The following is a 13,728-nucleotide window of genomic DNA, read 5'->3' as shown; positions in this document are numbered from 1 at the left end:
CGGCGGATACGGCATGAGTGCCATTGCCAAAGTCATGCTCGAAATGGGGTATCGCATTTCGGGATCAGATCTAGCACAGCAGGAGCTTACAGAAAAGCTGAAAGCTAAGGGCGCCAAGGTCTTTATCGGCCATGAGGCAACGAACGTATCAGGAGCCGATTTGGTTGTATATTCAACGGCGTTATCTAAAGATAACGTAGAAATGCAAGCAGCCGAGCAAATGAACATTCCTATCATTCATCGTTCACAAATGCTGGGAAGGCTGATGAACGAGCGCAAAGGAATTGCCGTAGCAGGTGCTCACGGTAAGACAACAACTTCCTCCATGATCGCTTTAGTGATGGAGATTTGCGGGATTGATCCAACGTACATTATCGGTGGAGAAATCATGAATGTTGGCAGCAATGCGAAAGCTGGCAAAGGGGAGTATGTGGTTGCGGAAGCCGATGAGAGCGATGGAACTTTCCTGCAATATCACCCAACTCTAGCGTTAGTGAACAATATCGAAGCCGACCATTTGGAGAATTATAATGGCGATTTCGAAAACTTGAAAAAAGCATACAAACAATTCTTAAGCCAAGTTAGACCTGGCGGCAAAGCGATTGTATGTCAAGATGATGAATTCCTGCGTGAAATGATACCGGAGATTCAAAGCCAAGTGATTACGTACGGGATTGAGACACAAGCGGATTATATCGCAAGTGACATCTCCCTTGGTGATCGCAAAGTAACTTTCTCGGTAGCTTTCAAAGGATCGTCATTAGGCCAAATAAGCTTATCTGTGCCAGGTAAACATAATGTTTACAATGCGCTAGCTACGTTAATTACTTGCTTAGAAGCAGGTCTTTCTTTCGAGCAAATCGCGGAAGCTATTCAAGAGTTTCGGGGAGCAAAGCGTAGATTTCAAGTGCTTGGTGAAGTGGAAAATATCCTAGTCATCGATGATTATGCCCATCACCCAACGGAAATTCAAGCAACGATTTCCGCTGCTAAAGCGACGAGAAAGCGTATTATCGCTGTGTTCCAACCTCAACGCTATACACGAACGTACTACCTGTTTGAGCAGTTTAGCCGTTCCTTCTTGGAAGCGGATGAAGTGATCATTACGGATATTTATTCACCTGCAGGTGAACAACGGATCGAAGGTGTTGACTCCGCTAAGCTAGTAGAGCTGATTCGCAGCAACAGTAATCCGAATGTTCAGCACATTGCTACACGTGAAGAAGTGCTGACGTATTTGGTTGACCACGTTCAACCAGGTGATCTCGTTCTGACAATGGGCGCGGGCGACATCTGGAAAGCAGCGGATGGTTTAGCCAAATCGCTTCGCAAGAAATACGAATCTCATACGTAAAGAAAAGATCGCTTAAGCCACCAGGCTGGAGGCGGTCTTTTTTTCTTGAATAATCATATTAATGTTCTCTCTCTCATACTCTAGTAACAGAAGATTAGGACAAGATGATACGGCGTTGTGCCCGGTTCGGGGCATACTTTTGATGAGGAGTGTGGGAAGAGAATGAAAAAAGCTAGAATCACATATCGATTTGACCCTAAGGAAGGCGCAGAATCAACACGTAGAGTTGAGAGGGTTCATGAACAAGAGCAGAATGTAATTCCTCTCTATCAAGAAGAATACAAAGTAGTAGAGGCGAAGATAGATCGTAGTCCGAAGGACGTGACGCCCTATGAGCAAGCAGAACGAGAGCAAGTGGAATCGTTATTTGAACCTCATGCACTGAATACATTTACTACGGATTTCGGAAACTGGCATAGCCAGATCGAATCGGAGGGAGAACGTGTAGAACGAATCATTCGTGAAACGCAAATATCTCGCGAGCAGCAACAGAATGCTCCAATCCCTTCAGTCGTCCGTAATGAGCGAGAACCAGAACCTGTGAAACCTCGGGATGAATGGTCTAACTGGTCAGGCAAGGAGCCTTACATAGAGTCTGGGGCAGAAACGCGCTATGCGAAATCATCGTCAAGCACACCATGGATGCGTATTGCAACATCTGTTGCTGGTGCTGTTGTTACGGGCATCGCATTCGGCTTCTTCGTACTATCGATGTTCTCATCTGACCCTGATACGACGACGAGTTTAGCTACATCGAATCCTTCTAAAATAACCGTTCCTTCACCGAATACACAAGTAGGCGCAACCACCACCAAACCACAAGGGGATACCGCCGTACTTCCTGCTACATCAGCAGCAGTCACTCCTGTGCAAATTCCTGCTAAGTCCTATACCTTCTTGCAAAACGGGGTGTTTAGCTCCTTGCAGGGCGCTCAAGCTGTTCAGGATTCCCTTAGTAAGAAGGGGCTTGCTTCTGCGATGGATAATTCCGATAAACTTACTGTGTTTGTGGGGTTTGCAAAGACGAAAGACGATGCCATTGCCTTGAGACAAGGCGTGCAGGCGACGGATAAAACGATCGAAGTTTTTATGAAAAATGTGGATCTCCCAGCGGTAACGAGCATACGGTGGTCTGGAGCGAAGGCAGCGACGCTGCCTACTTACCTGGCAGAAGGCGATAAACTCGTAAATACGATAAGTGGATTGACACTCGTTCATTTGGCCGAGACGAAGCCTACGGCACTTACGGATGCCTCCTTACAGACGATTCGGACTTCGCATCAAGCCCTCATCACGCTGGGTACAGGGCTGACTGAAGGCGCAGGCGAAGATGTTAAACAGTCGTTAGCGAAGATGACAACTGCGGTCAATCGTGCTGTTCAATCGATGGATGAATACAAAAAAACGCCGTCACAAGCCTTAATGTGGCAAGCACAATCCGCCATGATGCAGTACATCATTGCTCAAAAAGAGCTGCTTAAGACAATCAGCGTTGTCTAAAAGAAAAGCCGTATAACCTAACTCGTTCCTGAGTGGGTTACACGGCTTTCTTGTTATTTAGTGATATAGCGATCAAGCAGGGCAGCAATCTCTGCTCTAGTCATCGTTTGATCAGGTTTAAATGATGTGTCAGAGATACCATTGATAATGCCTTTATCTTTCAATGTGATGATGGCAGAAGCGCTCCACAGTGATTTGGGCACATCATCGAACGCTGCTGTATACGTGGATGGAGAGGAAGGTGTTATCATCTGCAAAAGTTGATTGAATAAGAAAGCAACTTCTCCGCGTGTTATCGCTTGATTCGGACGTATCGTCCCATCGGCATAGCCTTGGAGTAAGTTTAATTTCGCGGCTTTGGCGAAAACAGCACTTGCCCAGTGGGAAGCCGATAAATCGGAATAGCTTTTCGTTGCTCCAGTTCCGCAGCCATAAACATTGGAAGTCACACTTCCGTTCGTGCTGCAGACGTTGGGCAGCTTGCTGAATGTAAATACGCGGTCCATCAGCGTGAGAAACTCCGCTCTCGTTAGTGCGCGATCGGGTTCATAGTTGTTCCCCATACCTTCGACGATACCTTTATTCTTCATTCGAAGAACGGCGGCTCTAGACCAATGAGCAAGCACATCTGTGAAGAGTGGCGGCTCATAGGCACTGATTCCATTGGCGATGCCAATCGCCATCTTTGAACGCATTGCATCACTAGCTAGCAAGGCTGCATCGCCTTTATTCGTAAGAAAGGCAGTCTCTACGAGTATACTCGGAATCGTTCCCATACGGGCCACGTAGACAGCACTTGGGGTTAGTCCTAAGTCTTTCGTGCCGGCTTGGGCAAGTAAAGCATCCTGTACAAGCTGTGCCAATTTTTTACTGTAAGGCGTTAGTTGCGTCATTGTGCTGCTAGCTGGGTAATCTTCTTGTGGGTACGCGTTGTCATAATAGAGTACCATGGTGCCGTTCGCTTTGCTGCTTGAATGTGCATTAGCATGAATAGATACGAATAAGTCAGCTTGCTGTTCGTCCGTGAAGGCAACCCGCTGTGCAAGCGAGAGAAAGGTGTCGTTGGTTCTTGTTAAGACAACTTCATAACCGCGATCAAGCAGTGCTTGCTTTACTTTTAACGTGATGTCCAGATTGACATCTGTTTCACGGAGACCGCCAACGCCTATGGCGCCAGGATCACTTCCACCATGCCCAGGATCAAGCACAATCTTGTAAGCGAATGCCTGATAGGGAAACGCGACGGTGAGTAATAAAGTGAACAGAATAAGTCTTTTCAGTAGAGTCATAGTTGAATTTACCTCCGGTAACTAGTTTACCACATTAGAATCTATCCGTTTTCAATTCCCATAAAGTTCTAATAGGGTTGGTTATTTGACATGGAAAAAAGAGGTGATTCCTCGTATAATAGGCTTGTACATACATAGAGAGGATGACAGGAATGAAAAAAAATACATTTACCTTAATCATTTTTTTAATCGTCGGGTTAATTACTGGGATTATTATCGGCCAGCTGCTGGCGCCCGTTCCTGCTCTCGCATTTCTAACTAAATCAGTTCAAATTTCTTGGGAACCCAAAGCAGATCTACAAGTAGTGAAATATGAATTCAGCCTTTTGGTGAAGCTAAACCTATGCAGTATTATAGGATTAGTAGGAGCATATCTCCTTTATCGGAAACTGTAGTGAGAAACGTAACGCGTAGAATTTAATTTAGGAGTTGTTGATCGTGCCAGTGCCATCGAATGAAAACCAAAGACTTATTCTCGCTTCTTCGTCACCGCGGAGGCAGGAGCTTATCCAATCGTTCGGACTACCTTATATAATTCGGGTGAGTGACGCGGATGAGACCGTCGAACAAAAAATAACACCATCGGAGCTCGTAGAGCTGCTTTCTTTGCGTAAAGCCGCGACAGTACGGGATATGTTGGAAGATCAAGAGAAGTTCGGCATTATCATCGGTTCTGACACCGTTGTCGTGTATAACGAGGAGATTCTCGGCAAGCCGGTGAATGAACAAGATGCTTTTCGCATGCTGAAGGAACTGCAAGGAAATACGCACCAGGTGTATAGTGGTGTTGCCTGCGTGGATGCTGCTACAGGCCGCCAAGTAGTCTCACATAGCGTGACGAATGTAGTGATGAAGCCGATGTCTGATGAACAAATCCTGCGGTATATTGCTACGGGAGAACCCAAAGATAAAGCAGGCTCATATGCCATTCAAGGGATTGGGGCAACGATCATCAGTGGGATCGAAGGGGATTATTTCACGGTAGTAGGACTGCCGCTTTCGCTGCTGAGTGATTTATTGCTAACGTTTGACATTCAAGTGCTATAGCCTCATTTCCAGACCTATCCATTCTAGTCCAAAATAGGGTAATAAGATTGACTGAGCAATCTGTAACGGTTACAATGACAGTAAGCGACAAGACTTCGCATTCTTCTGGGAGGTACCTTTCATGAACAGCGAATTTACAATTGCCGTCCACAGTCTCGTTCTGTTAGCTCATTTACCGGACCATATGGCAACTAGCGAAGAAATTGCAGCGAATGTATCTACACATTCTGCACGGATTCGTAAAGTCATGGGGTTTCTTCGAAAAGCAGGGTATGTGTCAACGAAGGAAGGCATCGGTGGCGGTTTTATACTAAGCTGTAAGCCTGAGGAAGTCACACTTGGGGAGATCTATCGATTAACTTGCCAAGGTACTTTGAAGCCTAGTTGGTGCTCTGGTGATGAGTCGAAACCTTGTATGATTTCATCTAAAATGGATAGATTGATGGGTAAGGTTTTTATTGATGCTGAGAAGCAAATGGAAAATTACTTTGAAGGTCATACAATCGGCAGCATGCTTGAACAAATAAGGGCATTAGAATGTCCGCAATTGAATACAGAATCTCTATCCTAGAAGCCCTCGGATCTTATAATCCGGGGGTTTTATGTTGTTTTTAGGGGCTTGTATCTGTATGCATGGGATCGCAATAAGTAACATAACCTACACTACGGAAGAGGGGAAAACATGGAAAGTTCAAGCTTGATGCTACGAGAAATTCCGAACGATGAAAGACCGCGGGAACGAATGCTACAATTAGGAGCGGGGGCGTTAAGTCATGCCGAACTGCTGGCTATCTTATTAAGGACAGGAACCGTATCGGAATCGGCGATCCATTTGGCAAGCCGGATTCTTAGTGAAAGCCGCGGGCTGCGCAACCTTGTTGATATGAGCAGGGACCAGCTCAAGCAAATCAAGGGGATTGGAGATGCGAAGGCGCTTCAAATTCTTGCGGGCATTGAGCTAGGTCGCAGGCTGGCTAAGAGTTCTTACGAGGAGCGGATCACGATTCGTTCTCCCAAAGATATTGCCGATCTCATGAGCGAGGAGCTTCGCTATTTACAGAAGGAGCATTTCGTCTGTTTGTTTTTGAATACCAAAAATCATGTCATTGCACAAGAAACCTTATCAATGGGCAGCTTGAATGCGTCTATTGTTCACCCAAGAGAAGTTTTCCGTGCCGCTATTAAACGAAGCAGTGCCTCCATCATTTGTGTACATAATCATCCAAGTGGCGATCCCACACCAAGTCCGGAAGATATTAGTTTGACAAGTCGATTAGTAGAAGCTGGTACAATAATTGGTATTGAAGTGTTGGATCATGTTATCATTGGAGATCAGAGATTTATAAGTTTGAAGGAACAAGGCTTTATGTAATATAATAGAACACGCAACAGGAAAGGAGCCGTTAGTATGTTTGGTGGTTTTACGAAAGATCTGGGAATTGATTTGGGTACTGCGAATACGTTGGTTTATGTGAAAGGCAGAGGAATTATCGTTAGGGAACCCTCCGTGGTCGCCCTGCGTACCGATACAAAAACAATTGAAGCTGTAGGCGAATCCGCTAAAAAGATGATTGGTCGTACACCTGGGAACATCCGGGCTGTTCGTCCGATGAAAGATGGTGTGATTGCCGATTTCGACACAACAGCAACGATGATTCGCTACTTTATTCGACAAGCGCAGAAGCAGCGATGGTTATTTCCTCGTCATCCGAATGTGATGGTGTGTGTGCCTTCTGGGATTACAGCTGTCGAGAAGCGTGCCGTTGAAGATGCAACCAAGCAAGCAGGGGCAAGAGAGGCTTATACGATTGAGGAGCCGTTCGCTGCTGCGATTGGTGCGGATCTTCCTGTATGGGAGCCAACGGGGAGTATGGTTGTCGATATTGGCGGAGGTACGACGGAAGTGGCTGTTATCTCCCTTGGCGGTATTGTAACTAGCCGATCGATTCGTATCGCTGGTGACGAAATGGATGAAGCTATTATTCAATATATTAAACGTACGTATAATCTCATGATCGGGGAGCGTACAGCAGAAACGTTGAAGATCGAAATTGGTTCTGCACTTAACACAGATAAGTCGGAATCGTTGGAAATTCGCGGTCGTGATCTTGTTAGCGGTTTACCCAAAACGATCAGTGTTACATCTGTCGAAATTAAAGAATCATTGTCAGATACGGTAAGTGCAATTGTGGATGCGGTGAAGGTTACGCTGGAGAAATGTCCACCAGAGCTGTCGGCGGATATTATGGACCGCGGGATTGTGTTAACTGGCGGCGGCGGATTACTTCGTAATCTGGATCGACTTCTAGCAAAAGAAACGGGGATGCCGGTCATGGTTGCCGAAAATCCGTTGGATTGTGTAGCAATCGGAACGGGACGTGCCCTAGAGAATATTCATTTATTCAAAAATAAATCAGGATCTGGTTCGAGATACAAGGGTTAATATTCGTTAGAAGGTGCTAATTTGTTTAAATTCATGGGTAATAAACGACTTATTTTTCTTATGTCCGGTTTAGTCTGTTTCTTTATCTTAATGGGACTAACACTTGGAAATCGAGGGCCAATGACTTGGCCCGAGAAATTTGTCAAAGACTCCGTATCTTGGACGCAAGGACTCTTGTACAAGCCCGCTGCGCAGGTAGCGGGCTTCTTCGAAGACATCAGACATCTGCGAGTCATTTATGAAGAAAACAAGACATTAAAGCTGACCCTTACGCAGTATGCACGAGATACACAGCGATTGAATGAGCTAGAGTCGCAAAACAAACGTCTGATGGAATCGCTTGGCTTCACGGAACGCCAACGACAAGCCAACAACTATACATATCGGATCGCAGAAGTGGTCACGATTGACCCAGACCCATACAACAGTACCGTAACAATTAATTTGGGTGATAAAGATGGGATCAAGGAGAATATGGCGGTCATGACAGTGGACGGCTTAGTAGGAAGAGTGAGCAAAGTATTCGGCTTCCACTCCAATGTGCAGTTGCTGTCTGAGACGAATGATACGGATAACAACTCGAAAGCAATTGCCGTTACGGTTAAGGGGAATGAGACCCAGCCCTTTGGGATGATTGAATCGTATGATCCCAAAGTAGGCGAGCTAGTGATGAATAAGGTTGAACATGCAGATGACATGAAGGTTGGCGATACGATTATTACTTCTGGATTAGGACAGGTGTTTCCTAAGGGGATAGAAGTAGGAACAATCTCTTCGATTGGACCTGGGGAGTTCGGCATTACTTACAAAGTAATGGTGAAGCCAAAAGCCTCCTTTAACCGCATCCGTGAAGTGTTCGTCGTTGAAGTTCCGGAAGTGAAATGAGGTGAGCCGACAAAATGAATAGACATGTTTTATGGCTCATCCTTCTCGGTTTGTTTATTCTTCAAGGAAGTTTAGTCGTATGGCTGCTGCCGTCTTCGTGGCAATCGATTGTCGTAGTAACACCGCACTTAACCTTGGTATTTATCATGTTTATTGGACTTTTTCATCATCGCCATGCGGCATTAGTTTATGGATTGTTGTTTGGATTATTGCACGATTTCACCTACTATGGTGCGATGTTAGGCGTTTATTCGTTCAGCATGGGGCTTGTAGGTTATTTGGCTGGGCTTGCGCAGCGTAAACAGCCTAATCTGATTTTTTACAATTTGCTGATTACGAGCTTAGGTTTGTTAATATTTGAGTTTCTCAACTATGGGATCAATCGTCTATTCAAACTGATTGCTATCGATTTGAATTTTGCTCTCACCCATTACATGCTCCCAAGTGTTCTTTTCAATTTACTTGCAGCCTTAATTTGCTACGTTCCCATCCGCAAACTGCTTGAAGGCAAGCGACTTGCAGCTTCTGCAAAGGAAGATTAATTTTCCAGATGAGAAGCAGGAGAATTTAGAACAGGGGCCGAAATGTATAGGTTGGGAGGTCGTCATGCCATTATGTCTGTAGCGAAGCACCATGTGATGATAAAAGGGGTCAAAGATGGCCTTGTATTTTTACTAAATGACGCATGCGATTGGCAAGAGCTGTTGCAAGAGCTGCAACATAAGCTTGAGAAAACGCATCAACAAATATTAACGGGTCCTATTATTCACGTGAATGTCAAACTGGGCAATCGCGAGGCCACCGATGAGCAGAAAGAAGAGATTCGAGCTGTTATTAAGCAAAAAGGAAATCTCTTAATTCAATCCATCGAGAGTGAACCGCCTAAGGTGGAGATTCCACCCGAGCCCAAGGTTACCATGACCACGCTAAGAGGTATGATTCGTTCGGGACAAACCCTTCACAATGAAGGTGATTTACTTTATTTAGGTGATGTTAACCCTGGTGGAATTATCACATCTACAGGGAACATTTACATAATGGGTTCACTTCGCGGTATGGCTCACGCGGGGTCAGAAGGGGATGAGACGGCAATCATTGCTGCCTCTCATATGCGTCCTACGCAGTTACGTATTGCCGGAGTGATTAGCCGTTCGCCAGATGAGTGGGGAATCGACGAGGCTTTCATGGAATTTGCGTATGTCAAAGATGGTAAAATGGAAATTGATAAGCTGCATCAGCTTCATCGGATTTGGCCGGAGGCTCCGATCAAATAACATTTTCAACATGTAGAAAAAATTGTGTCTGGGGTGAGGAATATGGGAGAGGCTATCGTTGTCACCTCTGGTAAAGGTGGCGTTGGTAAAACGACGACTTCCGCTAACTTGGGAACTGCACTTGCACTTCTGGGGAAGAAAGTATGCTTGGTTGATACGGATATTGGGTTGCGTAATCTGGATGTTGTCATGGGATTAGAAAATCGGATTATCTATGATCTTGTGGACGTTGCGGAAGGTCGTTGCCGATTACCGCAGGCTTTAATTAAAGATAAGCGATTTGACGAGTTGTATTTATTGCCGGCCGCTCAAACGAAAGACAAGCATGCGGTATCTCCGGAACAGGTAAAGACCATTATTTTAGAGCTCAAAAATGATTTCGAATATGTGATCATTGACTGTCCAGCAGGGATTGAGCAGGGCTTTAAGAATGCGGTTGCTGGCGCGGATAAAGCAATCGTTGTCACAACACCTGAGAATGCGGCTGTTCGCGATGCGGATCGCATTATTGGTCTTTTGGAGAATGAGAAAATATCTTCACCGAAGCTTGTCATTAATCGCATACGCCCGCAAATGGTGAAAAAAGGTGAAATGCTGGATATCGATGAAATTTGCTCTGTGCTTGCTATAGATTTGTTAGGGATTGTGCCGGATGATGAGCATGTCATTAAGGCAGCTAATATAGGAGAACCAACAGTGATGAATCCTTCATCGCGGGCAGCGATCGCGTATCGGAATATTGCTAGACGTATTGTCGGCGATACCGTTCCGCTAATGCAGCTAGAGGACAAAACCGGTTGGGTAAAACGAATGAAAAAGTTTATTGGAATAGGATGATTGTTCTGTGTTTGCCAAGCTGAAAAACATTGATATTCCAATTGTTGTCATTCTATTTGCCTTCATGGTGATAAGCACGATGATGGTCTATAGTTCATCGATTGATCATCCGACGATTAACATCAGCATTACGAAGATTTTAGTCTTATACGCAGTAGGATTAGTGGCATTTCTCGCTTGTAGTTTATTCGATTACCGCGTACTTATTCGAATAGCACCGTACTTGTATGGGATTGGCATTATCTCTCTGATTGCTGTATATTTCTTCGGTAAAAAAATCCACGGTGCGCGCGGCTGGTTTGAACTGCCTGGCGGTTTGACATTCCAACCTGCTGAGCTCGTCAAACTCATTCTCATTATTTGTATTACGGCGCTTTTAGCCAAACGCGGTGGGGATCTGCTGCTTGTTAAGAATGATATTATCCCTGTAGGGTTAGCTGTATTCGTGCCATTTGCTCTTGTGCTCATTCAGCCGGATCTCGGGAATGCGATTATTTTTATCATTATTTTGCTCGGGATGCTCTGGATAGGAAATATCAAATATTCGCAGGTCTTGATAAGCGTTGTAATAGTAGTCGGTGTAGGCTTTCTCACGCTAACCCTATATAAACATTTTCATGATGCTTTGTTTGAGATGCTCAAGGGCTACGGGTTTAGTCACTGGATGGATCGGATTGATACGTTCCTATATCCAACGGAAGTGTCTGATGATGATAATTATCAGGTGCGCAATGCGGTAAGAGCTATTGGATCTGGTGGCCTGGAAGGTGAAGGCTTCCTAAAGGGAACTTCAGTGCATAGTAACTTTATTCCCTTCGCCTATTCGGATTCGATTTTCGTCGTTGTTGGAGAAGAGTTCGGTTTCCGCGGTTCAGCGGTACTGTTGCTTATTTATTTCTTGCTTATCTACCGCATGATCTTGATTTCGATTCAAAGCTCTCAACTTGCTGGCGCCTATATTGTTGTTGGGGTCGTGTCCATGTTCGTCTTTCAAATATTTGAAAACGTCGGTATGATGATTGGAATCATGCCATTGACCGGTATTACACTTCCATTCGTGAGTTATGGCGGTACCTCATTATTGATCAACATGCTCTCACTAGGCCTTGTTATGAGTGTGAAGCTGCATCAAGAACGTGCGCCAGAATTGTTTTAATGGTTGAAATGACCCTTTGCTTGAGAAGTCCGTGACCCTGTGGGGGCTGCGGGCTTTTTTGTTTATGGCGCAAGACAAACGAAGTGCTGTACGGATCACATAATCTTGTCCCTCTGCTCATAGGCTGTACTAATGTATGTTTATAAGGAGGGGATTCTATGGTTATAAAAGATAAAGTCAAGCAGCGCCGATTAGAACGACTTCGCCATTTGCGAGAATCGTCGTCAGAAGTATCAAGTGGAAATGGCAGTTCGCTGAGATCCTCTCCGTCGGCTGATTTCCTGTTGCCTCCACAACCCCCACATCCCTCACATCAGAGGGGCGATGTACCGCTTTATGTGGATTCAGAATGGAAACGGAGGATGGAGGACCCCGAATACGCATGGAGACAGAAGCTAATGATGGATACGGCAAATGATGACGCTGAACGAAATTTGTTCACACCGCCATCAGCTCGGAGGATCGCAATGAAGCTGCTTATCAGCGGCGTGATATTTGTTTCAGTCTATGGTTTATTTCAGATAGACAAGCCTTGGGCGAATCAAGGAAAGCTATTTATAACGGCAGCTCTGACACAGTCCTATGACTTTACGGCATTTTCTGCTTGGTATTCGGATAAGTTCGGAGGAGCACCTTCCTTTATTCCGAGCTTTAACCGAGCAGGCAATGAAGCTGTTATCGTAAGTACATCGAATCGCACCTTATTTGCACCAGCCAAAGGTACGGTCATGATTAGATTCGACGGGACACTTCATAAAGGCGTGCATATAAATACCGCGGAGTTTGCGCCAGTCTATGCGATGGATACAGGACAGGTCATTTTCGCAGGGAATGCGGCGGATACAGGACTGACGATCATGATTCGTCATCCGGGAGGACTGGAGTCCTTATATGGGGGACTAAGTCAGACTTCAGTAACTGTAGGGGATTGGATGAAGGTCGGGGAACCGATAGGCAAGGCTTCTGCCAAAGATCCAGCTAAGGGAACCCTATATTTTTCTGTCATGAAAGAGGGCGTGACGATTAATCCGGCGGAAGTGATTACCTTTGATTAAATGGGCAGGGACGAAATATCGCTTTCATCCATTATTCACGTTAATTATGATTGGCTGTGCGCTTACAGGGTATTTTCTAGAAGCGATCACCTTATTCGGTATCGTACTCATTCATGAGCTCGGCCATTTAACCGCGGCAAAAGGTTTCGGATGGAGGGTTCAAGAAGTCCAGCTTCTTCCCTTCGGTGGTGTTTTGATCGTGGATGAGCTAGGAAGTACGTCTACACGCGAGGAATTAATCGTCGCTATTGCTGGACCTCTACAGCATGTGTGGATGATTTTAATCGCAATCGTGATGAAATCATTTGACATTGGAAGTAGTCATTGGTGGGACTACTTCATTGAAGCCAATCTCATGATCGGTCTATTCAATCTGATACCCGTGATGCCACTCGATGGCGGGAAAGTGATGCAAGGTTTGTTAGGCTATATCATGTCGTACCATAACACGATTGTCTATTCGGTGTGGATCAGTATGACGATTAGTTGCTCGATCATTGTTATAGCTATTGTTCAGCTCATACAGGGCCAGCTGCCGATTAACATCCTTGTCATTGGTTTATTCCTTCTCGTGTCCAATTGGTACGCTTATCGGCAAATACCGTATCATTTTGTGCGCTTTCTCATGGGGCGCGGATTGCGTGTAGGGCAGTTGCTTAGTCGAGGTACGAGAGCGCAGCCTATCGTGATAACGAAGCAGCTTACGATGGCAGAGACGTTGAAGCTTTTTATGCGAGAACGGTATCACTTAATTTATGTAATGAACGAAGCAGGACGCATTCAAGCCGTGTTACCCGAGCAGCAGATCGTCGGCGGTTATTTAGATGGAAAAAAACCGGGGAGTGCAGTTTCCGATCTTTTCATGTAAAATAACTGTTGAGGTGAACG

The 13,728-nt window shown here is 45.2% G+C and carries 15 protein-coding genes; 14 read left to right on the top strand and 1 reads right to left on the bottom strand.

The features are described 5' to 3' along the window. Positions 1-13 precede the first annotated feature (13 nt). Both murC and AC58QT_RS12220 read left to right on the top strand, forming a co-directional pair. A complete protein-coding gene (murC, locus tag AC58QT_RS12225) occupies positions 14-1,354 on the top strand; it encodes a UDP-N-acetylmuramate--L-alanine ligase (protein WP_497409323.1) in 1,341 nt (446 codons plus the stop codon). Between the two features lie 162 nt (positions 1,355-1,516). Then, a complete protein-coding gene (locus AC58QT_RS12220; RefSeq protein WP_497409205.1) occupies positions 1,517-2,854 on the top strand; it encodes an SPOR domain-containing protein in 1,338 nt (445 codons plus the stop codon). Between the two features lie 53 nt (positions 2,855-2,907). Here AC58QT_RS12220 and AC58QT_RS12215 read toward each other — a convergent pair whose 3' ends face one another. Next, complete coding sequence (locus AC58QT_RS12215; RefSeq protein ID WP_497409204.1) at positions 2,908-4,143, bottom strand: N-acetylmuramoyl-L-alanine amidase; 1,236 nt, start codon at positions 4,141-4,143, stop codon at positions 2,908-2,910. 152 nt (positions 4,144-4,295) lie between these two features. Between AC58QT_RS12215 and AC58QT_RS12210 the strand changes: the two genes are divergently transcribed. From AC58QT_RS12210 to AC58QT_RS12155, 12 genes are all read left to right on the top strand, one after another. Next, positions 4,296-4,538 carry a DUF4321 domain-containing protein gene (locus AC58QT_RS12210; protein WP_310501484.1) on the top strand — a complete coding sequence of 81 codons (243 nt, stop codon included), beginning with the start codon at positions 4,296-4,298 and terminating at the stop codon, positions 4,536-4,538. A gap of 49 nt (positions 4,539-4,587) precedes the next feature. Beyond that, positions 4,588-5,190: a Maf family protein gene (locus AC58QT_RS12205; protein WP_497409322.1), complete on the top strand. Its 603-nt coding sequence runs from the start codon at positions 4,588-4,590 to the stop codon at positions 5,188-5,190. A 121-nt stretch (positions 5,191-5,311) separates the two neighbouring features. After that, positions 5,312-5,761, top strand: a complete 450-nt coding sequence (locus tag AC58QT_RS12200; protein ID WP_310501486.1) for an RrF2 family transcriptional regulator — start codon at positions 5,312-5,314, stop codon at positions 5,759-5,761. A 111-nt stretch (positions 5,762-5,872) separates the two neighbouring features. Next, positions 5,873-6,562, top strand: a complete 690-nt coding sequence (gene radC, locus AC58QT_RS12195) for a RadC family protein (RefSeq protein WP_497409203.1) — start codon at positions 5,873-5,875, stop codon at positions 6,560-6,562. Between the two features lie 36 nt (positions 6,563-6,598). Continuing rightward, positions 6,599-7,633 carry a rod shape-determining protein gene (locus AC58QT_RS12190; protein ID WP_497409202.1) on the top strand — a complete coding sequence of 345 codons (1,035 nt, stop codon included), beginning with the start codon at positions 6,599-6,601 and terminating at the stop codon, positions 7,631-7,633. Between the two features lie 21 nt (positions 7,634-7,654). Further along, positions 7,655-8,518, top strand: a complete 864-nt coding sequence (gene mreC / locus AC58QT_RS12185) for a rod shape-determining protein MreC (protein ID WP_497409201.1) — start codon at positions 7,655-7,657, stop codon at positions 8,516-8,518. 14 nt (positions 8,519-8,532) lie between these two features. Next, on the top strand, positions 8,533-9,060 hold the full coding sequence (mreD, locus tag AC58QT_RS12180) for a rod shape-determining protein MreD (protein ID WP_497285553.1): 528 nt from the start codon (positions 8,533-8,535) through the stop codon (positions 9,058-9,060). Positions 9,061-9,132: 72 nt separating this feature from the next. After that, positions 9,133-9,792, top strand: coding sequence for a septum site-determining protein MinC (gene minC / locus AC58QT_RS12175; RefSeq protein WP_497409200.1), 660 nt, complete (start codon positions 9,133-9,135; stop codon positions 9,790-9,792). Positions 9,793-9,834: 42 nt separating this feature from the next. Next, positions 9,835-10,629: a septum site-determining protein MinD gene (gene minD / locus AC58QT_RS12170; protein ID WP_497409199.1), complete on the top strand. Its 795-nt coding sequence runs from the start codon at positions 9,835-9,837 to the stop codon at positions 10,627-10,629. 7 nt (positions 10,630-10,636) lie between these two features. Next, a complete protein-coding gene (locus AC58QT_RS12165; RefSeq protein ID WP_497409198.1) occupies positions 10,637-11,785 on the top strand; it encodes an FtsW/RodA/SpoVE family cell cycle protein in 1,149 nt (382 codons plus the stop codon). Between the two features lie 158 nt (positions 11,786-11,943). Continuing rightward, a complete protein-coding gene (locus AC58QT_RS12160) occupies positions 11,944-12,840 on the top strand; it encodes a peptidoglycan DD-metalloendopeptidase family protein (RefSeq protein ID WP_497409197.1) in 897 nt (298 codons plus the stop codon). After that, positions 12,833-13,708, top strand: a complete 876-nt coding sequence (locus tag AC58QT_RS12155) for a M50 family metallopeptidase (protein WP_497409196.1) — start codon at positions 12,833-12,835, stop codon at positions 13,706-13,708. Before AC58QT_RS12160 ends, AC58QT_RS12155 begins: the two co-directional genes overlap by 8 nt. Positions 13,709-13,728 lie beyond the last annotated feature (20 nt).

Source organism: Paenibacillus sp. J31R109 (assembly GCF_059692055.1).
Note: the sequence above shows the minus strand (reverse complement) of the source record. Positions and strands in the feature narration are given on the sequence as shown.